This is a genomic window from Pseudomonas sp. NPDC086278 (assembly GCF_050280905.1).
Taxonomy (GTDB): domain Bacteria; phylum Pseudomonadota; class Gammaproteobacteria; order Pseudomonadales; family Pseudomonadaceae; genus Aquipseudomonas.
This window is the reverse complement of sequence record NZ_JBNNWE010000051.1, coordinates 24,351-43,503: the sequence shown is the minus strand read 5'-3', so window position 1 is coordinate 43,503 and position 19,153 is coordinate 24,351. Positions and strand designations below refer to the sequence as shown.

Sequence of the window (19,153 nt, the reverse complement as noted above, 5' to 3'; positions counted from 1 at the left end):
GGCAGGCCTACGAATTGGTGGGCCACAAGTGGTTCTGTTCGGCCCCGATGTGCGATGCCTTTCTCACGCTCGCGCAGACCGACAAGGGATAGCGTTACGCTACCCGTGAGGGTGGCTACCTGCGCATCCTCAAGTGCGGTTTCCGCACTGGCGACAACGCGCCTATGGCGTACGTCGAGTTGGTTGATCGTCCTGCTGGCGGTGAAGCTGTATCCGCTGAGTAAGACGTCAGTCTGAAACGAAAAACCGGGCCTAGTGCCCGGTTTTTTGTGTCTGTAAGACACGCGCTGTTCATACAAGCTTCCCTGTAATTGATGCCGTCATGATGCGAGCGGGATTGTTGGTAGTATTTTTCTATTGATCTCTGAAAGTTAATGAATTTGTAGCCTTCCTGATCAATGGTCGATACTCCGTCCCACGCCGATTAGCCGGCAGTTCAAAAACTGACAGAGGAAGAAGATCGCATGAGCCAAAACAAAACGCTTACGACCGCCAGTGGCGCTCCTGTCGCCGACAACCAGAATTCACGCTCCGCAGGTCCTCGTGGCCCGTTGTTGCTCGACGATTTTCATCTGATCGAGAAGCTTGCCCACTTCAACCGTGAAAACATCCCTGAGCGTCGTGTGCATGCCAAAGGCTCGGGTGCTTACGGCACGTTTACCGTGACCCGCGACATCACCGAATACACCAGCGCCAAGCTCTTCGAGTCCGTCGGCAAGCAAACCCCAACCTTTCTGCGGTTTTCCACCGTAGGCGGCGAGCGCGGTTCGGCTGATACCGAACGCGACCCTCGAGGTTTCGCTCTCAAGTTTTATACCGAAGAAGGTAACTGGGACATCGTTGGCAACAACACCCCGGTGTTCTTCATTCGCGATCCGCTGAAATTCCCTGACTTTATCCACACCCAAAAGCGCCTGCCGCAAAGCAACCTGAAAAGCGCACAGATGATGTGGGACTTCTGGTCGCACTCTCCAGAAGCGCTGCACCAGGTCACCATCCTGTTCTCGGATCGTGGCATTCCCGACGGCTACCGCCACATGCATGGCTTCGGCAGCCACACCTACAGCCTTATCAGCGCCAAAGGTGAGCGCCACTGGGTGAAATGGCACTACAAGACCCAACAAGGCATCAAGAACCTTGCGCCGGCAGAGGCTGCACGCTTGGCCGGCACTGATCCGGATTACGCTCAGCGCGACCTGTTCGGTGCGATCGAACGCGGTGACTTCCCGAAATGGCGCGTGTGCATTCAGATCATGACCGAGGCCCAGGCCGCGGCGCATTACGAGAACCCGTTCGACGTCACCAAGACTTGGTCGCAGAAAGAATTTCCGTTGATCGAAGTCGGTGAGTTGGAGCTCAACCGCAATCCTCAGAACTACTTCGCGGAAGTGGAGCAAGCGGCATTCGGTCCGAGCAACATGGTTCCGGGTGTGGGGCTGTCGCCGGATCGCATGCTGCAAGGCCGTGTGTTCGCTTACGCTGACGCGCACCGCTACCGTGTCGGCACTAATCACCAGCAACTGCCGGTGAACGCGCCACGTAACCCGGTCTACAGCTATCAGCGCGACGGTTCCATGGCATTCGGCAGCAATGGCGGTGCAACACCCAACTACGAGCCGAACAGCTACGTGGAGTCGCCAAAACAAGCGCCGCGTTATGCCGAGCCTGCGTTGGCCCTGAGCGGTGCGGCTGATCGCTACGATCATCGCGAAGATACCGATTACTACAGCCATGCCGGTGCGCTGTTCCGCTTGATGAATGATGAGCAGAAAACCCTGCTGATCAACAACATTGCCGGCGCGATGGCCGGGGTTTCCGGCGACGTGGTTGACCGTCAACTGCAGCACTTCTTCCGCGCTGACCCGGCGTACGGAGAAGCAATCGCAAAGGCGTTGGGCGTACAGCTTAACTAAGTCTAAACGAGAAGCAGAACCGCCCTCATTTGGGCGGTTTTTGCGTTATTTAAACCACTTTTCTCAGAATATCTTCGCTTTTATCGCGCAATCGGCGTGACCAAACAGTCTTGTTGGTTCAAACTACAAACTTTCAAGCAGGGAGATGTAGGGCGATGCAAGGTCACCCAGACGTAATCGATTACCTCAACACGTTGCTGACCGGCGAGCTGGCCGCACGTGATCAATATTTCATCCATTCGCGGATGTACGAGGACTGGGGTTTTACCGAGCTCTACGAACGTATCAACCACGAGATGGAAGAAGAGGCGCAACACGCTGACGCCTTGATGCGCCGAATCCTGATGCTCGAAGGCACTCCGCGTATGCGGCCGGATGACCTGGATGTGGGGAGAACGGTTCCGCACATGCTCGCTGCCGATCTACGCCTTGAGTACAAAGTCCGTGCTGCACTCTGCAAGGGTATCGAGCTCTGTGAGTTGCACAAAGACTACGTCAGCCGCGAGATTTTGCGTATTCAGCTGAACGATACGGAAGAAGATCACACTTACTGGCTTGAGAAGCAGTTGGGTCTGATCAAACTGATCGGTCTGGAAAACTACCTGCAATCGCAGTTCTGATCCCGCTCTGCTGCCACAGAGAGACAAAAAAGCCCCTGTCACTGATGAAGTGACAGGGGCTTTTTCATGGGCCTGATTCAGGCCTTATCGCGAGCCAGCAGCGGCTTGAGGTAGAAGCCCGTGTGTGACTGCTTCATCTCGGAGACTTCTTCCGGTGTGCCAACTGCAATGATCTGTCCGCCTTTGGAGCCGCCTTCCGGCCCCAGGTCGACCAACCAGTCGGCGGTTTTGATTACGTCCAGGTTGTGCTCGATCACCACCACCGTGTTGCCGTGGTCACGCAGTCGATGCAGTACGTCGAGCAGTTGCTGTATATCCGCGAAGTGCAGGCCGGTGGTCGGTTCGTCGAGGATGTACAGGGTCTTGCCGGTGTCGCGCTTGGACAGCTCGCGGGACAACTTCACCCGCTGCGCTTCACCGCCGGACAACGTGGTCGCTGATTGGCCCAGCTTGATGTACGACAGGCCGACGTCCATCAACGTCTGAAGCTTGCGTGCCAGCGCCGGAACCGCATCGAAGAACACCCGGGCTTCCTCGATGGTCATCTCGAGAGTTTCGTGGATGCTCTTGCCCTTGTACTTGATCTCAAGGGTTTCACGGTTGTAGCGCTTGCTCTTGCAAACATCGCACGGCACATAGATGTCCGGCAGGAAGTGCATTTCCACCTTGATCAGGCCATCGCCCTGGCAGGCTTCGCAGCGTCCACCTTTGACGTTGAAGGAGAAGCGCCCCGGGCCATAACCACGGGAACGGGACTCCGGCACGCCAGCGAACAACTCACGGATCGGCGTGAACAGCCCGGTGTAGGTCGCTGGGTTGGAGCGCGGCGTCCGCCCGATCGGGCTCTGGTCGATATCGACCACCTTATCCAGATGCTCAAGCCCCTTGATGCTGTCGTGCGCCGCGGCTTCCAGCGTGGTTGCGCCGTTGAGTGCCGTAGCGCTCAAAGGAAACAGCGTGTTGTTGATCAGCGTGGATTTGCCCGAGCCGGAGACGCCAGTGACGCACGTCAGCAGCCCAATCGGAATCTCCAGGTCAACGTTGCGCAAGTTGTTGCCGCGGGCGCCTTTCAGGGACAGCGACAGTTTTTTGTTGCGCGGTGTGCGTTTGGCCGGCACCGCGATCTTCACGCGGCCCGACAAATACTTGCCGGTCAACGAGTCCGGGTGAGCCATGACCTCGGCCGGTGTACCTTCGGCGACAATATGCCCGCCGTGCACGCCCGCGCCCGGACCAATATCCACCACATAATCCGCCAGACGGATCGCGTCTTCGTCGTGCTCGACCACGATCACCGTGTTGCCGATATCACGCAGGTGTTTCAGTGTTCCGAGCAGTCGGTCGTTGTCGCGCTGGTGCAAACCAATCGACGGTTCGTCGAGGATGTACAGAACGCCCACCAGCCCGGCGCCAATCTGGCTGGCCAGGCGAATTCGCTGGGCTTCGCCGCCAGACAGCGTGTCTGCGCTGCGATCCAGCGACAAATAGTCGAGGCCGACGTTGACCAGGAACTGCAGGCGCTCACGGATTTCCTTGAGGATCTTGTCGGCAATTTCGCCGCGACGACCTGTCAGCTTCAGCACGCCAAAATATTCGCAAGCATCGCCGATCGGCAGATTGGTCACCGCCGGCAGTGTTTTCTCGCCGACCCAGACGTGCCGCGCCTCACGACGCAAACGCGTGCCACGGCAATCCGGGCAAGGCTGGGTGCTGAGGAACTTGGCCAGCTCTTCGCGTACCGAAGCCGACTCGGTTTCGCGGTAGCGACGTTCCAGGTTCGGCACGATGCCTTCGAACGGGTGCGAGCGTTTGACGATGTCGCCGCGGTCGTTCAGGTATTTGAAATCGACGTTCTGCGAACCGCTGCCATGCAGGATGAACTTCTGCTGGTCGGCCGGGAGTTCGTTGAATGGCACTTCGAGGCTGAACTTGTAGTGGAAGGCCAGCGACCCGAGCATCTGGAAGTAATAGACGTTGCGCCGGTCCCAGCCGCGGATCGCGCCCTCGGCCAGCGTCAGTTCGCCATTGACCAGTCGCTTGATGTCGAAGAATTGCTTCACGCCCAGGCCGTCGCACGTCGGGCAGGCGCCGGCCGGGTTGTTGAAGGAGAACAGCTTGGGTTCGAGTTCGCTGATGGCGTGGCCGCAAATCGGGCAAGCGAAACGTGCGGAGAAGATCATCTCTTCACCCGGCTCGTCATCCATCGGCGCAACCAGCGCAATGCCATCGGCGAGTTTCAGCGCGGTCTCGAACGACTCGGCCAGGCGCTGTTGCAGGTCGGCGCGCACCTTGAAGCGGTCGACCACGACATCGATCGAATGCTTTTTCTGTTTATCCAGCTTTGGCAGTTCGTCCAGCTCGCACAGCCTGCCGTTGACCCGTGCCCGCACAAACCCTTGGGCGCGCAGTTCTTCGAAGACCGAGAGGTGTTCGCCTTTGCGCTCGCGGATTACCGGCGCCAGCAGCATCAGCTTGCTGCCCTCCGGCTGCGCGAGGACCAGGTCGACCATCTGGCTGACAGTCTGCGCTTCCAGCGGAATATCGTGGTCCGGGCAGCGCGGAATACCGACGCGCGCATAAAGCAGGCGCAGGTAGTCGTAGATTTCGGTGATGGTGCCGACCGTCGAGCGCGGGTTGTGCGAGGTCGACTTCTGTTCGATGGAAATGGCGGGCGACAAACCTTCGATGGTGTCGACGTCAGGCTTTTCCATCATCGACAAAAACTGCCGGGCATAGGCCGACAGCGATTCGACATAGCGGCGCTGGCCTTCGGCGTACAGCGTGTCAAAGGCCAGGGACGATTTGCCGGACCCGGACAAGCCGGTGATGACGATCAGTTTGTCCCGTGGCAGGGTCAGGTCGATGTTCTTCAGGTTGTGGGTTCGGGCCCCACGAATCAGGATCTTGTCCAAAGTGGCCTCGCTTGGCGGGCGTCGAAAACGTAGGAGTATACGGCCAAATACTGGATGGATGCACACTATCAAACGAGCGGGTCAACGTCTTACATGAAGAGTCTGTCAGCGGAGCGCGTCAAAGCGTCGCGATATACCCCGTCAATCGATGGGACTGGTAGAATCGCCGCCGGTTCACATGAGGTTTTTCCATGCACGATCCCCACAGCGAACGCATGAGTGGCAGTGAGACCCGCGCAGCAAGCGGTCTGGCCCTGGTGTTCGCCTTCCGTATGCTTGGCATGTTCATGGTGTTGCCGGTATTGGCGACCTATGGGATGGATCTGGCTGGAGCGACCCCGGCCCTTATCGGGCTGGCGATTGGCGCTTATGGCCTGACCCAGGCGATTTTTCAGATTCCGTTCGGGATCATTTCCGACCGCATCGGTCGGCGCCCGGTGATTTACCTGGGATTGATCGTGTTTGCACTCGGTAGCGTATTGGCGGCCAATGCCGATTCGATCTGGGGCGTCATCGCCGGGCGAATCCTGCAAGGTGCCGGGGCGATTTCCGCAGCAGTCATGGCGTTGCTGTCGGACCTGACCCGTGAACAGCATCGGACCAAGGCCATGGCCATGATCGGCATGACCATCGGGCTCTCGTTCGCCGTCGCCATGGTGGTGGGGCCTCTGCTGACCCGCGCCTTCGGCCTGTCGGGCCTGTTCCTGGCCACCGGCGGCATGGCGCTGTTCGGCATTGTGATCGTGATGTTCATGGTGCCGAAATCCACCGGGCCGTTGCAGCACCGCGAATCCGGCGTCGCCCGTCAGGCGCTGATGCCGACGCTCAAGCACCCGGACTTGCTGCGCCTGGACCTGGGCATTTTTGTGTTGCACGCGATGTTGATGTCGAGCTTCGTTGCATTGCCGCTGGCACTGGTTGAAAAAGCCGGTTTGCCCAAAGAACAGCACTGGTGGGTGTACCTGACTGCGTTGCTGATTTCCTTCTTCGCCATGATCCCGTTCATCATTTACGGCGAGAAGAAACGCAAAATGAAACGAGTTTTATTGGGCGCGGTGCTGACGCTGATGCTCACTGAGCTATTCTTCTGGCAGTTCGGCGATAGCTTGCGGGCTCTGGTGATCGGGACGGTGGTGTTCTTTACCGCGTTCAACTTGCTGGAAGCTTCCTTGCCGTCGTTGATCAGCAAGGTTTCACCGGCAGGTGGCAAAGGCACGGCGATGGGGGTTTATTCCACCAGTCAGTTCCTCGGATCGGCATTGGGCGGGATTCTCGGCGGCTGGATGTTCCAGCACGGCGGTCTGTCGATTGTGTTCCTGGGTTGCGCCGGTCTGGCTGCCCTCTGGCTGGCCTTTGCTGTTACCATGCGCGAACCTCCCTATGTGACGAGCCTGCGCTTGCCGTTGTCGCCTGAGGCGATCCGCGAAGCGGGTCTGGTCGAGCGCCTGAAGGCCGTCGTAGGGGTAACAGATGCAGTGATCGTTGCCGATGAAGCAGCGATTTACATCAAATTGGACACCGAACTATTGGATCGCACCACCCTCGAGCGCCTGGTGAACAACCCGGCCCCGACAGCGTGCGAAGCCTAGGAGAACGTTATGGCCCGTGGGGTTAACAAAGTCATATTGGTCGGCACTTGCGGTCAGGATCCTGAAGTTCGCTATCTGCCAAACGGTAACGCCGTGACCAACCTGAGTCTGGCGACCAGCGAACAGTGGACCGACAAGCAAACCGGTCAGAAGGTCGAGAAAACCGAATGGCACCGTGTGTCGATGTTTGGCAAGGTGGCGGAAATCGCCGGCGAATATCTGCGTAAAGGTTCGCAGGTTTACATCGAAGGCAAGTTGCAGACCCGCGAGTGGGAAAAAGACGGTATCAAGCGTTACACCACCGAAATCGTGGTCGACATGCAAGGCACCATGCAACTGCTGGGCGGCCGTCCACAGCAGGGCGACCAGCAAGGCGGGGGCAATAACTACCAGCAGTCCGCCCCGGCCCCACGCCAACAGGCTCCGCGTCCTCAGCAGTCGGCACCGCAACAGTCGCGCCAGGCTCCGCCTCAACAGCAGGCCGCGCCACAGCCTGACTCGATGCCGGACTTTGACGACGATATCCCGTTCTGAACCGCAGCTTTTTCAGAACACATAAAAAGCGAAGCCATTTGGCTTCGCTTTTTTATTGGCGCTGTTAGTTGGACAAGCCAGTCACATTGGCCCGCGCCGCGTGCAGTTTCTTGTAGCTATCGATCAATCGCAGGTGCCTGTCGAGCCCCTCCAGTTTCATGCTGGTCGGCGTCAACCCGTGGAAGCGTACGCTGCCGTTCACCGATCCGATGGCGGCATCCGTGCGCTCGCTGCCAAACATCCGGCGGAAATTGGCCTCGTAGTCTTCCAGTTCCAGGTCTTCGTCCAGCTTCATCTCCAGCACCACATTGACCGCTTGGTAGAACAAGCCACGCTCAACGGTGTTGTCGTTGTATTGCAGGAACATTTCTACCGCCTCTTTCGCCTCTTCGAATTGCTGCAAGGCGAGATAGATCAGTAGCTTCAGTTCCAGGATGGTCAGCTGACCCCAAGCCGTATTGTCGTCAAATTCGATGCCGATCAAGGAGGTGATGTCGGTGTAGTCGTCCAGTTCGCTTTCCACCAGACGCTCAACCAGCGCTTGCAGTTCGCTTTCGTCCAGGCGATGCAGGTTCAGGATATCGGCGCGGAAGAACAGCGCCTTGTTGGTGTTATCCCAGATCAGATCGTCAGCCGGATAGATTTCCGAATAGTCCGGCACCAGGATGCGGCACGCCTTGGCGCCGATATGCTCGTAGACCGCCATGTACACTTCCTTGCCCATGCCTTCGAGAATGCCGAACAAGGTCGCGGCTTCCTCGGCATTCGAGTTTTCACCCTGGCCGGAAAAGTCCCACTCCACGAATTCGTAATCCGATTTCGCACTGAAGAAGCGCCAAGACACCACGCCGCTGGAGTCGATAAAGTGTTCGACGAAGTTATTCGGCTCGGTCACCGCATGGCCTTCGAACGTCGGCTGAGGCAGGTCGTTGAGGCCTTCGAAACTGCGGCCCTGCAACAATTCGGTCAGGCTGCGTTCCAGCGCCACTTCCAGGCTCGGGTGCGCGCCGAACGAGGCAAACACGCCGCCGGTACGCGGGTTCATCAGCGTGACGCACATCACCGGGAATTCACCGCCCAGGGACGCGTCTTTCACCAGCACGGGGAAGCCTTGCTCTTCCAGCGCCTGAATACCGGCCAGTATCCCGGGATACTTCGCCAGCACATCGGCCGGGACATCCGGCAGGGCAAATTCGCCTTCGATGATTTCGCGTTTCACCGCGCGTTCGAAGATCTCTGACAGGCACTGGACCTGGGCTTCGGCGAGCGTGTTGCCGGCACTCATGCCGTTGCTCAGGAACAGGTTCTCGATCAGGTTGGACGGGAAATACACCACCGCATCGTCCGACTGGCGCACGAACGGCAGCGAGCAGATGCCGCGCTCTTCATTGCCCGAGTTGGTGTCAATCAGGTGGGAGCCACGCAGCTCGCCGTCGCGGTTGTAAATCTTCAGGCAGTACTCGTCGAGAATTTCAGTCGGCAGTGCATCTTTGCGGCCAGGCTTGAACCAGCGCTCGTCCGGGTAATGCACGAACGGCGCGTTGGCGATGTCTTCGCCCCAGAACTGGTCGTTGTAGAAGAAGTTGCAGTTGAGTCGCTCGATAAACTCGCCCAGCGCCGACGCCAACGCGCCTTCTTTGGTCGCGCCCTTGCCATTGGTGAAACACATCGGCGAGTGCGCATCGCGGATGTGCAGCGACCACACGTTGGGCACGATATTGCGCCACGAAGCGATTTCGATCTTCATGCCCAAGCCCGCCAGAATGGCTGACATGTTGGCAATGGTCTGCTCCAGCGGCAGGTCTTTGCCCGCGATATAAGTGCCCGTCGCTGAATCGGACGCTGGCATCAATAACGCCTGAGCGTCGGCGTCGAGGTTTTCGACTTCCTCGATCACGAATTCAGGCCCGGCCTGCACCACTTTCTTCACGGTGCAGCGATCGATGGAGCGCAGGATGCCTTGGCGATCCTTGTCGGAAATATCCGCAGGCAACTCGACCTGAATCTTGAAAATCTGGTTGTAGCGGTTTTCCGGGTCAACAATGTTGTTCTGCGACAGGCGGATGTTCTCGGTGGGGATACTGCGAGTGTCGCAGTACAACTTCACGAAATACGCGGCACACAACGCCGATGAAGCCAGAAAGTAATCGAACGGACCGGGAGCCGAGCCATCGCCCTTGTAGCGGATAGGCTGATCGGCAACCACCGTGAAGTCATCGAACTTTGCTTCAAGTCGCAGGTTGTCGAGAAAGTTGACCTTGATTTCCATGGGGGATTACCAGAATAACGGGCTAGACGAAGTGGCTGCCATTATCCGGTTTTTCAGTCGTAAGTCTTGTTGTTGTCGGGTCTTGAACCTGGTTTACCGCCTGTTTCGCGCTTGGCCCGATGCACGGCAACGGGCCTTTTTGTTGGCGATGCATCGGTCAATCAAGAATCAGGTGCGGCAGAAACCGGCTCGAATCCTTGGTGATCAGACTATTGTCTTCCCGCACGCCGATCCCGGCCGCCTGATCGCCGATCACCCAGGAACCGATCAACGTGAAGCTGTCACCGAACTGCGGTAACGGCGCGAACTCCTGAAGGATAAACGGCGCGTCCGTGTACGGCCCGTCCTCTTTGACGATCAGTCCATCAGCGGTTTGCAGTTCGATATTGGCGCCTTCGCGCGAGAAGAACGGTTTGCGCACCCAACCCTTGGGCACCGCTTTGTTCGGCTCGGTATCGAGGTGCGCCGCCAGCAGGTTCGGATGGCCTTTGTTGAATTCCCACAGCAGCGGCAAGATGCCCTTGTTGGAAATGACCGACTTCCAGGCCGGCTCGAAAAACTGCGTGTCACTCTGGGCAATGGCAGCACCAAACGGCTCGTGGAAGATGAACTCCCAAGCATGCAGCTTGAACAGGTGTGGAATCCAGCGATCTTCAAGGTCGACAAAACGGCCGTCACTGGTCAGGCCGATGTCTTCGATGTCGATATGGCGCGATTCGATGCCGACCTTTTCCGCGACCAGCCGCAGATAATCGGTGGTGCCCTTGTCTTCGACCGAGTCTTTCATCGAGGCGAAATAGAACGGCTGCTTGAGCTGCAATTGAGCGAAAGCCTGGTGCAGTTTGGTGTCGATGCTGTTGAACTGGTCCGCGTGGCTGGGCAGCAGGCCGCGCTCGATGCATTGCTCCAGCCAGCCCCACTGGAACGCCGCCGCTTCATACAGGCTGGTCGGTGTGTCGTAGTTGAGTTCCAGCAACTTGGCGGGGCCGCTGCCGTTGTAGGAAAAGTCCATACGCCCATACAGGTGCGGGTGACCTTCGAGCCATGAGCTGCGAATCAGGTCGAAATACGCGGCGGGAATGCTCAGGCGCTCCAGCAGTTCTTCGCTCTGTACTGCGCGAGCGACCAGGTCCATGCACATTTCATGGAGTTCGGTGGTCGGATCTTCGAGATCGTTTTCGATCTGCTTGAGCGTGAACTGGTAATACGCGCTTTCATCCCAGTAGGGTTCGCCGTCGATGGTATGAAACAGAAAGCCGAGACTGTCGGCAGTCTGTTTCCAGTCATCACGCTCTGCGCAGTGGATTTTCTTCATCAGCTGCTCGACCCGCCACCGCCCCAACCGCTACGAGCGCTGGCTTTGCTGCCGAAACCGCCACGGGAGGTGGAGGAGGCCACGGACACCGGTTTGCTGGCGGAGCGCACCGAGTCGGCATAATTGCTGCTGCCGTAACGCGCCTGATTGGATTTGCCGAAGGTCGAGCCTTTGGCAATCCGCTGGCTGAGCGTCGAATTGGCGTAGCTGCCGCGATCGTCGCGATAGCGGTACACCGGCTGGGAGTAATAGCTGTTGCGGTTGCTGCTGAGCATGTTGCCGATCAGCAGGCCGGTCAGCAGGCTGGTGCCGGAGAAACCCGAGCCACCGCTGTTGGTTTCCGAGGCGGGCAGTTGCGCCTTGGCCGCGTCGACCTGGGACTGCGTCACCTGGCCATCGGCGGTCAGCTCGAAGCCGCCCAGTTTGGGAATGAACTTGCCAGCGGAGTCCTGCTGGCACCAGCCGGCGACAAAATCGGCGTCGCAGTCGGCCTGGTTGTCGTACACCGGCGCAATGCGCCGATGCTCGGCCATCGCGGTCATGTAGGCGTCGGAGCAGACGTCTACCGGGAGCTGTTCATCGGCACATTGCTGAACGGACTGGAAGTTGTATTTCTTCTGCACCGCATAGGTTTTTTCCGTCGGCCCGCAGCCGGATATCGCCAGGGCGACCGACGCTGCCAGCGACAACTGAACGTACTTGCTTCGTTTCATCGGGGGCTCCGTGCGCGATCAGTTCTGGGAAGGGGTCATGCACGCGGCGTTCAACATGCCGACGCTGATGGCCACTGCCGCGACATAAATACCCGCCGCAATTTCGCCTTTCTTGATGCGTTCAGACGTGCCTTTGAGCACCAGGCTGGTCATCAGGAATGCCAGCAGTTGCACGAAGGCTGCGATCACCGCCCAGACCACGAAGTCGAGAATGCTGATCGAGTAAGCAATCACGTTACTGGCCGGAATGGCGAAACCGATGATGGCGCCGCCCAGTGCAATGGCCGCCGCGACGTTACCCGAACGGATCAGCTCGAATTCCTTGTGCGGGGTGATGCGGGTGTAGATGAACTGGAACAACGCAAACAGCACGGCGGCGCCCAGAATGTAGGTCACAAACCCGAGCACGGCGGCTTTGTTCAGGGAAATCGAGAGGGCTTCTAGCATGGGCTGCTTCCTTGTTAAAACGTGTTCAGGTCGGTGGTGTACAGCGAGATGCCCAGCGAAGTGCTCAGGCTGATGGTGCCTTCAGCGTCTTCTTCGACGGAAAACAGCAGGAACTCCCGGCGATCGGTCAGCCCGGTTTCGCGAGCGTACAGCATCGAACTGTGCGAGATGCTGTAGGACTCTTCCGGATTTTTCAGCTGCTCGCTCAGCGACACCAGTTCCGTCTGACCATTTTCGGTGCCCCATTCGCGGGTGTATTCGACACCGTTGTGAGTGTAGGTCGGCAGCCCGATCAGGCTTTGCGGGCCGGCCAGCCGGCGCAACTCGGCTTCACTGTTGAGGGTGATGTAACTGAGGTAATTGAACAGAATCACCGACTCGACCTGCCCGGCAACGTCGCCGGTAGTGTGCACTTGCAGCCAGTAGTCTTCGTCGTTCATGTAATAGCGCGACAGCCAGGTCGACTGCCCGAGATCGATGATGCCGTTGCTCCAGATCTGCTGGGAGCCGGGGATGGCCACGGCGGTTTTTTCGTCGAGCAGCAATCTCAGGCTGGAGTCGAACATCACGCCTTTGCCCAGCCCCAGACCCAATGGGCCGGTGGCCGGCGGCGGGGTTTCGTCGGCGGTCCATTTCGACGCTGGATTCGCGTTCGGGGCCTCAAGCCCCAGCAACTGTTTAAACCATCCCATTGGAGACTTCCTTGAAACGAGTGGAGGCGCGTTCGAAGCGCTATCGGGCGGCATTTAACCTGCTGCGCGGCGCAGATAAAAGTACTTTGGCGGCCACGAACCCGGCGAGCGCACCAAAGATATGCCCTTCAAAGGACACGCCCTGGCGTGGCAGAAAGCCAAACACAAGACCGCCATAGAACAGCGCCACGACGCCGGCGGTGAGCAGGTTACCCCAGCTCTTGCGGAACCAGGCGCGCGCCAGGAGGTACGCCCAAAGCCCGAATACCCAGCCGCTGGCGCCGATGTGCACGCCCGTAAAACCGAACAGCCAGACCAGCGCGCCGCCCAGCAGAATAATGATGGCGCTGACGGCCAGGAACCGGTTGAGCCCTTCGACAATCACCAGCGTGCCGAGGATCAAAAAGGGGATCAGGTTGGCGCTCAGGTGCGCAAATGAGGCATGTAGAAAAGGTGAGGTGATGATGCCGAACAATCCATGCACTGTTCTCGGGACCAGGCCGAACGCCATGAGGCTGTAGCCGGTCACGGCATTGAACAGTTGCAGCGCGACCATGAACAGGGCCACGCCGGCGATTGTCTTGAAACCCTTCAGGGCATCCATCCTCGACCTCGACTCCAAAAAATCATTGAACACATGTAAGCCATGTGGGAGCGAGCTCCCACAGGTCATGCATTCGGCATTCCAATCGGTTACTCGGCCGATTTTTTCTTCAGGCGTTCCAGAATCGCGTTGGCGCTGCCGGTGTCCGGAGTGATGCCGGCCTCGCGAAGCTTGCGTTCCAGGTCGGTGCCGGTGGATGCGTCGGCCAGTTCATCCTGAGCGCTCAGTTCAGCGGCGCGTTGCTGCTGCTTGGCTTGCAGACGGTTCAGTGTGCCGACCGCGGTTTCCAGTTTGCCGTTGGCGCCGCCGCTGGCGATGGAGGCGCTGACCTGGGCTTTCTGGACGCTTTCGCGCGCCTTGGCCATGTCCACTTGCTGGCGCAGGCTTTTGATGCGGTTTTCGGCCTTGGTGATGTCTTTGCGCATGTTGTCGGCGTAACCACCGAACTCGGTGGCTTGCTTTTGCTCGACATCCAGCTCGTTGGTCAGGGTCGAAATGGCTTCGGCCACTTCCATCGCCAGGTCTTCACGATTGGCCTGGATGGCGGCCATGGCTTTGGATTCCAGGTCCTTGATCTTGGCCTGGTACTCGCTGACGCGATCAGCCGACAGCTTGTGCTTGGCCATGATGGTCACCAGCTCACGCTTGGCGTTGGCCAGCGCGCCGTCCGCATCGCGAATTTCCTGATCGAGGATGCGCAGGGCCTGTTGGTCTACGATCGATTCGCCGACTTCGCTGGCACCGCCGCGCAACGCTGTGAACAATTTGCTCCAAATGGACTGAGTCATTGGATATTCCCTATTCCTGAAAAATTAATGGAAGAAACGTTCAAAGGCTTCGCTGGCGCGCTGCACGTTGTCGACGAGGGTTTTGACCTCGGTCACGACGTTGGTCAGGCTCGAGTCGGAACTCAAGGCGCCAAACATGTTGTAAACGACCTGCCCGTTGGGCATGGACTCGATACCGATCGACGACAGCGGAAACATTTCCCGGCTGCGCAGAACGGCATCATTGAAGGCGGCTACGTCTTTGATCGACTCGACGTCGACCAGAACGGTATCGACGATGATCTGATCGCCCACCACGGCGATGTAAATTGGCAAGCCACCGAAATCGTTCATCTCCAGCTTGATGCTGGACTCGGAGCCTTGAACGAGGGAGAGGGTGATGTCGTTGGAAACCACTTCGTCCAGGGCTTGAAGGGCGCTGAACAAGCGGTCGATGTTCCAGTTAGTACCTGCGCTCATGTAATTCTCCGACATGAATGAGCCAGCCAGGATCGGCTGACGTAGCTGTTTCTCCATCTGCTTGAGCAGGCTTCGGTTTTCGGGAAGCACCCAAGTCTCGTGTTTCACATAACCGGCGGCACCCAGGCCCGCGCGCATCTGCTTCATATAGAAGCTCGACGGTTTTTTCGCCGAGGGTTTCGAGCGCTCTCCCTTGCTGCTCGCTGAATCAGTGTCGGGCCCGGTGGGCGGGCTCGATGGAGAGCTGCTTTTCATGATGCTGACTCCGTTGTGAAAACTCACGCGTGAGAGACAGTACAGGCAATTTTTGGTGCTCTCAATAGCTCACGCGTGAGATTTTTTGTCACATTTCGGCGAGCCAGCAAAAAGGGCCCGCAGCGCTTGAACGCTGCGGGCCCGTTTCGGAATTCAATCAATACGTTGCGACGTTAGTGGCCGGCTGTCAGGAATTCCTCGGCGGAAACCACATTTGCATAGGCAAAACCGAGCGCCGACATGAAGGCCGCGTGTACATGGGCCGCCGGCACGGTGACGCCGTTGAATTCCAGATCGCGAGTGGCACAGGCGTCGTGAATCACCGTGACGCTGTAGCCGAAGTCCGCCGCCGCACGGGTGATGCCGTCGACGCACATGTGGCTCATGCTGCCGACCACCACCAGTTCCTCGATGCCTTGCTCGTCGAGGATGGACTTCAGGTCGGTTTCGCGGAACGAGTTGACGAAGTGTTTGAGTACCACCGGCTCGTCGGCACGGTTGAGCACTTTGGGGTGCAGCTTCGCGCCTTCCGATCCCGGAGTGAAAAAAGGTGCTTCGTCGGAGGTGAATTCGTGGCGGATATGCACCACCGGATCACCGGCGGCGCGAAAGGCCTGGAGCAGGCGGACTGCGTTGTCTGCCGCAGCGTCGGCGCCCACCAGCGGCCACTTGCCCTGGGGGAAGTAGTCGTTTTGGATATCGACTACGATGAGTGCTTGCTTGGTCATGACTGTTTCCTCGAAGTGGAAGTGGGTGTGGAATGAAGTATTGGCTCTGGCAGTCCGTCCGAGGATTGGCCGCACCGACAATAGAAGGGGGAAAACTGACAATGGACGCACAAAGGGCAATCGTCGAACTCGGCGTGCTGATTTATCCCGGCGCGCAAATGGCGGCGGTGCACGGCTTGACGGACCTGTTCGGTGTGGCCAACCGGATTGCCGCCGAGCATCAGGCTGCGCAATTGCCGTTGCTGCGGGTCAGCCATTGGCAGGCGGTTGGCGAGCAAATGCCCGAGCGCGTCTACGACAGCCATCCCGCCCCGGATGCGGCGTTGGTTGCGGTGTTGATCCCGCCGTCGATCGCCGGATTTTCCGCAGGCCAGGCGCCGCAACCCCTGCTGCGCTGGATTCGTCAGCAACACGCCAACGGCGCAACCCTGGGTGGCGTCTGTGTCGGTTCGATTCTGTTGGCTGAAAGCGGCTTGCTGGACGGTCGCAGTGCCACCACCCACTGGACCTCGACCAAAGCCTTCGCCGAGCGCTACCCGGCGATCAAGCTCAAGGCCGACACGCCGATTGTCGATGACGGCGACCTGATCACCACCGCCGGGCTGATGGCCTGGTCCGAACTGGGTTTGCGCCTGGTCGACCGTCTGCTCGGCCCGAGCATTGCCACCAGCACCGCGCGGTTTCTGGTGGTGGAACACAGTGACAGTGCCAGCGAATGCGGCAGCAATTTTTCACCGATTCTCAGCCACGGCGACGCGTCGATTCTCAAGGTTCAGCATTGGCTGCAAAGCACCGGCGCCACCGATGTGTCGCTGACGGCGATGGCCGAACGGGGCGGGCTGGAAGAGCGCACGTTCCTGCGGCGATTCCGTGCCGCAACCGGGTTGAAGCCGACCGAGTATTGCCAGCACCTGCGCGTGGGCAAGGCCCGGGAAATGCTTGAGTTCACCAACGGCACCATCGATCACATCGCCTGGACCGTGGGGTATCAGGACCCGAGCGCGTTTCGGGCGACGTTCAAGAAAGTCACCGGGCTGGCGCCGAGTGATTACCGGGCACGGTTTGGCGTGACCCCGAGCGCGACCGGGACGCGTTAGTCAGTGCTGGCAAAGATCTTCTGTGGGAGCGGGCTTGCTCGCGAAGTCGGTGTGTCTGTCGAGGTAACGTCACTGACCCAGCGCTTTCGCGAGCAAGCCCGCTCCCACCCCGGATAGTCGCCACGTCGTGCAAAATGCGGGATGTCGTGCAGAATAAAACAGGCGCAGTGCCATCACTTTTTGTGCAATTGACTGATCTTATTAGTGTTTATCTTCCGCCTGCAGTGGCCTGATCTCTGCACTCCTGACACTACATTCATAAATCGCAGATTGAAGGGGGAGGCATGACCCCAACAAATCGCAAGAGGCTGGTGGTTGCGCATTCGGTCCGCGCCGAAGCGCCACAGCACGAAGTCGAAACCAATCGCGCACTGGCGCGCTGGCTGGCGCAGATCCTGGGGTTCAAATACGGCGGCAGCTATAACCCCGAGTTGCACAAGGGCCGTGATTTGTACCTGTTACCGACGCAGACGCTGGTCGGCGCGGCGGCCGCCCAGGCATTAGGCGTCAAGGGGCCGGACGATGTGTGGGGCGGTTACGTCGACCATGATTTCATCTGCACCAAGGCCATCAGCCACGGCGTACTCAACAAACATGCCCACGCCCCCGAAGGGTGGTCACCCTTGTTTGGCGAACGTACCCGTAACGTGGTGCTCGACGGTCTCAGCGTGTTCTCGCTGGAGGATGCGCGGCCGGCGGCGGAGCATTTGCTCTCCAGCGGGCCGATGCGTATCAAGCCGATTCATGCCTGCGCCGGGCGTGGTCAGGAAGTGATCAACAGCCTCGATGAGTTCGACCGCTTCCTCGCCAGACCCGATGCGCCCGCGTTATTTGCCGAAGGCGTGGTCCTTGAACAGGACCTGCAAAACGTCATCACCCACAGCGTCGGCCAAAGCTTCTTTGGCGACAAAGTACTCAGTTATTGCGGTGATCAATATCTGACCGAAGACGGCCATGGCAAGCCGGTGTACGGCGGTTCCAACCTGCTGGTGGTGCAGGGCGATTACCACGACTTGCTCGAATTGGACCTGCCCGACGATGTGCGCCTGGCGATTCAGCAAGCCCAGGTGTTCGACAGCGCCGCAGACGCCGCCTATCCCGGTTTCTATGCCTCGCGGCGCAACTACGACATCGCCCAGGGCCTGGACAGCGCCGGCCAACAGCGCAGCGGTGTGCTTGAACAGTCCTGGCGCATGGGCGGCGCCAGCAGCGCCGAAATCGCCGCGCTGCAAAGCTTCGTCAACGATCCGGGGATGCGCGCGATTCGTGTGTCGTCGGTGGAAACCTACATTGATCAACCGCTGCCGGCGGACGCCATCGAGGTGTACCGCGGGCCGGCGGAAGACAGCGCCTTTCTTCTCAAGTACGTGACGGTCAAATCCTATGACGGCTAGAAGCGAAACCATTCAGATCGACATCGACGATGAACAGATGAGCGGGACTTTTCTCAGCCCCAAATCGAAAGTCCCCGGCGTGCTGTTCGTGCACGGTTGGGGCGGCAGTCAGGAGCGCGACCTGGAGCGCGCCAAAGGCATCGCCGGCCTGGGCTGCGTGTGCCTGACCTTCGATTTGCGCGGCCACACCGGCGGCACCGGCATTGCGCTGAGCCGCGTCACGCGCGAGGACAACCTGCGCGACCTGCTGGCGGCGTACGACCGATTGCTCTCGCACCCGGCGCTCGACACCTCGGCGATAGCGGTGGTCGGCACCAGTTATGGCGGTTACCTGGCCGCGATTCTGACGTCGTTGCGCCCGGTGCGCTGGCTGGCGCTGCGGGTACCGGCGCTGTACCGCGACGAGCAATGGCACACGCCCAAGCGTGATCTGGACAAAGTCGATTTGCGCGATTACCGCAGCACGCTGATCCGCGCCGACAGCAATCGGGCGCTGCATGCCTGTTCGCAATTTACCGGGGATGTTTTGCTGGTTGAATCGGAGACGGATGCGTACGTCCCGCACGCCACGATCATGAGTTACCGCGCGGCGTGCCAGCAGACGCACTCGCTGACCCACCGGATCATCGACGGCGCCGATCACGCGCTGAGCGAGCCGGTTTCGCAGCAGGCCTACACCTCGATTCTGGTGGACTGGATTACCGAAATGGTCGTGGGCGAGCGGTTGAGCATTATTCAATCCAGCTGACATTCGCAGCGTTCTGACGATTCGCGAGCAAGCCCGCTCCCACATTAGATCGCGATCAACTGTGGGAGCGGGCTTG

General features: G+C 59.1%; 17 protein-coding genes and 2 pseudogenes. 9 read left to right on the top strand and 10 right to left on the bottom strand.

The genetic code is table 11. From position 1 onward, the window contains the following. The 4 genes and pseudogenes from ACQKP4_RS17050 to bfr all read left to right on the top strand — a co-directional run. A pseudogene (locus ACQKP4_RS17050) lies at window positions 1–89 on the top strand (hypothetical protein); the annotation flags it as partial. Window positions 90–92: 3 nt separating this feature from the next. Further along, window positions 93–224, top strand: a pseudogene (locus ACQKP4_RS17045) (bL17 family ribosomal protein); the annotation flags it as partial. 240 nt (window positions 225–464) lie between these two features. Further along, on the top strand, window positions 465–1,913 hold the full coding sequence (locus ACQKP4_RS17040; RefSeq protein ID WP_427634830.1) for a catalase: 1,449 nt from the start codon (window positions 465–467) through the stop codon (window positions 1,911–1,913). A 155-nt stretch (window positions 1,914–2,068) separates the two neighbouring features. Then, on the top strand, window positions 2,069–2,533 hold the full coding sequence (gene bfr / locus ACQKP4_RS17035; protein WP_427634829.1) for a bacterioferritin: 465 nt from the start codon (window positions 2,069–2,071) through the stop codon (window positions 2,531–2,533). 77 nt (window positions 2,534–2,610) lie between these two features. On the opposite strand, the gene uvrA is transcribed toward bfr, so the two are convergent. After that, the gene (uvrA, locus tag ACQKP4_RS17030; RefSeq protein ID WP_427634828.1) at window positions 2,611–5,445 is read right to left on the bottom strand and encodes an excinuclease ABC subunit UvrA; all 2,835 of its coding nucleotides are present in this window, start codon (window positions 5,443–5,445) and stop codon (window positions 2,611–2,613) included. A 191-nt stretch (window positions 5,446–5,636) separates the two neighbouring features. Between uvrA and ACQKP4_RS17025 the strand changes: the two genes are divergently transcribed. Next, entirely contained in the window at window positions 5,637–7,034 is a 1,398-nt protein-coding gene (locus ACQKP4_RS17025) for an MFS transporter (RefSeq protein WP_427634827.1), read from the top strand. A 9-nt stretch (window positions 7,035–7,043) separates the two neighbouring features. Further along, window positions 7,044–7,568 carry a single-stranded DNA-binding protein gene (locus ACQKP4_RS17020; RefSeq protein WP_427634826.1) on the top strand — a complete coding sequence of 175 codons (525 nt, stop codon included), beginning with the start codon at window positions 7,044–7,046 and terminating at the stop codon, window positions 7,566–7,568. A gap of 64 nt (window positions 7,569–7,632) precedes the next feature. Here ACQKP4_RS17020 and ACQKP4_RS17015 read toward each other — a convergent pair whose 3' ends face one another. From ACQKP4_RS17015 to ACQKP4_RS16975, 9 genes are all read right to left on the bottom strand, one after another. Continuing rightward, window positions 7,633–9,837 carry an OsmC domain/YcaO domain-containing protein gene (locus ACQKP4_RS17015; protein WP_427634825.1) on the bottom strand — a complete coding sequence of 735 codons (2,205 nt, stop codon included), beginning with the start codon at window positions 9,835–9,837 and terminating at the stop codon, window positions 7,633–7,635. A 157-nt stretch (window positions 9,838–9,994) separates the two neighbouring features. After that, window positions 9,995–11,152 carry a glutathionylspermidine synthase family protein gene (locus tag ACQKP4_RS17010; protein WP_427634824.1) on the bottom strand — a complete coding sequence of 386 codons (1,158 nt, stop codon included), beginning with the start codon at window positions 11,150–11,152 and terminating at the stop codon, window positions 9,995–9,997. Then, the gene (locus tag ACQKP4_RS17005) at window positions 11,152–11,865 is read right to left on the bottom strand and encodes a DUF1190 domain-containing protein (protein WP_427634823.1); all 714 of its coding nucleotides are present in this window, start codon (window positions 11,863–11,865) and stop codon (window positions 11,152–11,154) included. The genes ACQKP4_RS17010 and ACQKP4_RS17005 overlap by 1 nt, the downstream gene beginning before the upstream one ends. A gap of 18 nt (window positions 11,866–11,883) precedes the next feature. Then, window positions 11,884–12,312 (bottom strand): DUF350 domain-containing protein, encoded by a 429-nt coding sequence (locus ACQKP4_RS17000; protein ID WP_427634822.1) that lies wholly within the window; start codon window positions 12,310–12,312, stop codon window positions 11,884–11,886. A 14-nt stretch (window positions 12,313–12,326) separates the two neighbouring features. Continuing rightward, the gene (locus ACQKP4_RS16995; protein WP_427634821.1) at window positions 12,327–13,004 is read right to left on the bottom strand and encodes a DUF2491 family protein; all 678 of its coding nucleotides are present in this window, start codon (window positions 13,002–13,004) and stop codon (window positions 12,327–12,329) included. Window positions 13,005–13,044: 40 nt separating this feature from the next. Further along, window positions 13,045–13,608, bottom strand: a complete 564-nt coding sequence (locus ACQKP4_RS16990; RefSeq protein ID WP_427634820.1) for a rhomboid family intramembrane serine protease — start codon at window positions 13,606–13,608, stop codon at window positions 13,045–13,047. Between the two features lie 89 nt (window positions 13,609–13,697). Continuing rightward, window positions 13,698–14,396, bottom strand: coding sequence for a PspA/IM30 family protein (locus ACQKP4_RS16985; protein WP_427634819.1), 699 nt, complete (start codon window positions 14,394–14,396; stop codon window positions 13,698–13,700). Window positions 14,397–14,420: 24 nt separating this feature from the next. Next, entirely contained in the window at window positions 14,421–15,002 is a 582-nt protein-coding gene (locus ACQKP4_RS16980; protein ID WP_427634831.1) for a YjfI family protein, read from the bottom strand. Window positions 15,003–15,283: 281 nt separating this feature from the next. Further along, window positions 15,284–15,838, bottom strand: coding sequence for a cysteine hydrolase family protein (locus tag ACQKP4_RS16975; protein ID WP_427634818.1), 555 nt, complete (start codon window positions 15,836–15,838; stop codon window positions 15,284–15,286). Between the two features lie 101 nt (window positions 15,839–15,939). Here ACQKP4_RS16975 and ACQKP4_RS16970 point away from each other — a divergent pair, with 101 nt between their 5' ends. The 3 genes from ACQKP4_RS16970 to ACQKP4_RS16960 all read left to right on the top strand — a co-directional run bounded on the left by ACQKP4_RS16970 (window position 15,940) and on the right by ACQKP4_RS16960 (window position 19,077). After that, on the top strand, window positions 15,940–16,935 hold the full coding sequence (locus tag ACQKP4_RS16970; RefSeq protein ID WP_427634817.1) for a GlxA family transcriptional regulator: 996 nt from the start codon (window positions 15,940–15,942) through the stop codon (window positions 16,933–16,935). Between the two features lie 284 nt (window positions 16,936–17,219). Beyond that, the gene (locus ACQKP4_RS16965) at window positions 17,220–18,329 is read left to right on the top strand and encodes a DUF3182 family protein (protein WP_427634816.1); all 1,110 of its coding nucleotides are present in this window, start codon (window positions 17,220–17,222) and stop codon (window positions 18,327–18,329) included. Continuing rightward, complete coding sequence (locus ACQKP4_RS16960) at window positions 18,319–19,077, top strand: alpha/beta hydrolase family protein (protein ID WP_427634815.1); 759 nt, start codon at window positions 18,319–18,321, stop codon at window positions 19,075–19,077. The genes ACQKP4_RS16965 and ACQKP4_RS16960 overlap by 11 nt, the downstream gene beginning before the upstream one ends. Window positions 19,078–19,153: the final 76 nt, after the last annotated feature.

Excerpts from the sequence above, each read along its gene's own strand:
- ACQKP4_RS17040 (WP_427634830.1), top strand. The coding sequence starts at position 465 with ATGAGCCAAAACAAAACGCTTACGACCGCCAGTGGCGCTCCTGTCGCC.
- bfr (WP_427634829.1), top strand. The coding sequence starts at position 2,069 with ATGCAAGGTCACCCAGACGTAATCGATTACCTCAACACGTTGCTGACC.
- ACQKP4_RS17025 (WP_427634827.1), top strand. The coding sequence starts at position 5,637 with ATGCACGATCCCCACAGCGAACGCATGAGTGGCAGTGAGACCCGCGCA.
- ACQKP4_RS17020 (WP_427634826.1), top strand. The coding sequence starts at position 7,044 with ATGGCCCGTGGGGTTAACAAAGTCATATTGGTCGGCACTTGCGGTCAG.
- ACQKP4_RS17015 (WP_427634825.1), bottom strand. The coding sequence starts at position 9,837 with ATGGAAATCAAGGTCAACTTTCTCGACAACCTGCGACTTGAAGCAAAG.
- ACQKP4_RS17010 (WP_427634824.1), bottom strand. The coding sequence starts at position 11,152 with ATGAAGAAAATCCACTGCGCAGAGCGTGATGACTGGAAACAGACTGCC.
- ACQKP4_RS17005 (WP_427634823.1), bottom strand. The coding sequence starts at position 11,865 with ATGAAACGAAGCAAGTACGTTCAGTTGTCGCTGGCAGCGTCGGTCGCC.
- ACQKP4_RS17000 (WP_427634822.1), bottom strand. The coding sequence starts at position 12,312 with ATGCTAGAAGCCCTCTCGATTTCCCTGAACAAAGCCGCCGTGCTCGGG.
- ACQKP4_RS16995 (WP_427634821.1), bottom strand. The coding sequence starts at position 13,004 with ATGGGATGGTTTAAACAGTTGCTGGGGCTTGAGGCCCCGAACGCGAAT.
- ACQKP4_RS16990 (WP_427634820.1), bottom strand. The coding sequence starts at position 13,608 with ATGGATGCCCTGAAGGGTTTCAAGACAATCGCCGGCGTGGCCCTGTTC.
- ACQKP4_RS16985 (WP_427634819.1), bottom strand. The coding sequence starts at position 14,396 with ATGACTCAGTCCATTTGGAGCAAATTGTTCACAGCGTTGCGCGGCGGT.
- ACQKP4_RS16980 (WP_427634831.1), bottom strand. The coding sequence starts at position 15,002 with ATGAAGCAGATGCGCGCGGGCCTGGGTGCCGCCGGTTATGTGAAACAC.
- ACQKP4_RS16975 (WP_427634818.1), bottom strand. The coding sequence starts at position 15,838 with ATGACCAAGCAAGCACTCATCGTAGTCGATATCCAAAACGACTACTTC.
- ACQKP4_RS16970 (WP_427634817.1), top strand. The coding sequence starts at position 15,940 with ATGGACGCACAAAGGGCAATCGTCGAACTCGGCGTGCTGATTTATCCC.
- ACQKP4_RS16965 (WP_427634816.1), top strand. The coding sequence starts at position 17,220 with ATGACCCCAACAAATCGCAAGAGGCTGGTGGTTGCGCATTCGGTCCGC.
- ACQKP4_RS16960 (WP_427634815.1), top strand. The coding sequence starts at position 18,319 with ATGACGGCTAGAAGCGAAACCATTCAGATCGACATCGACGATGAACAG.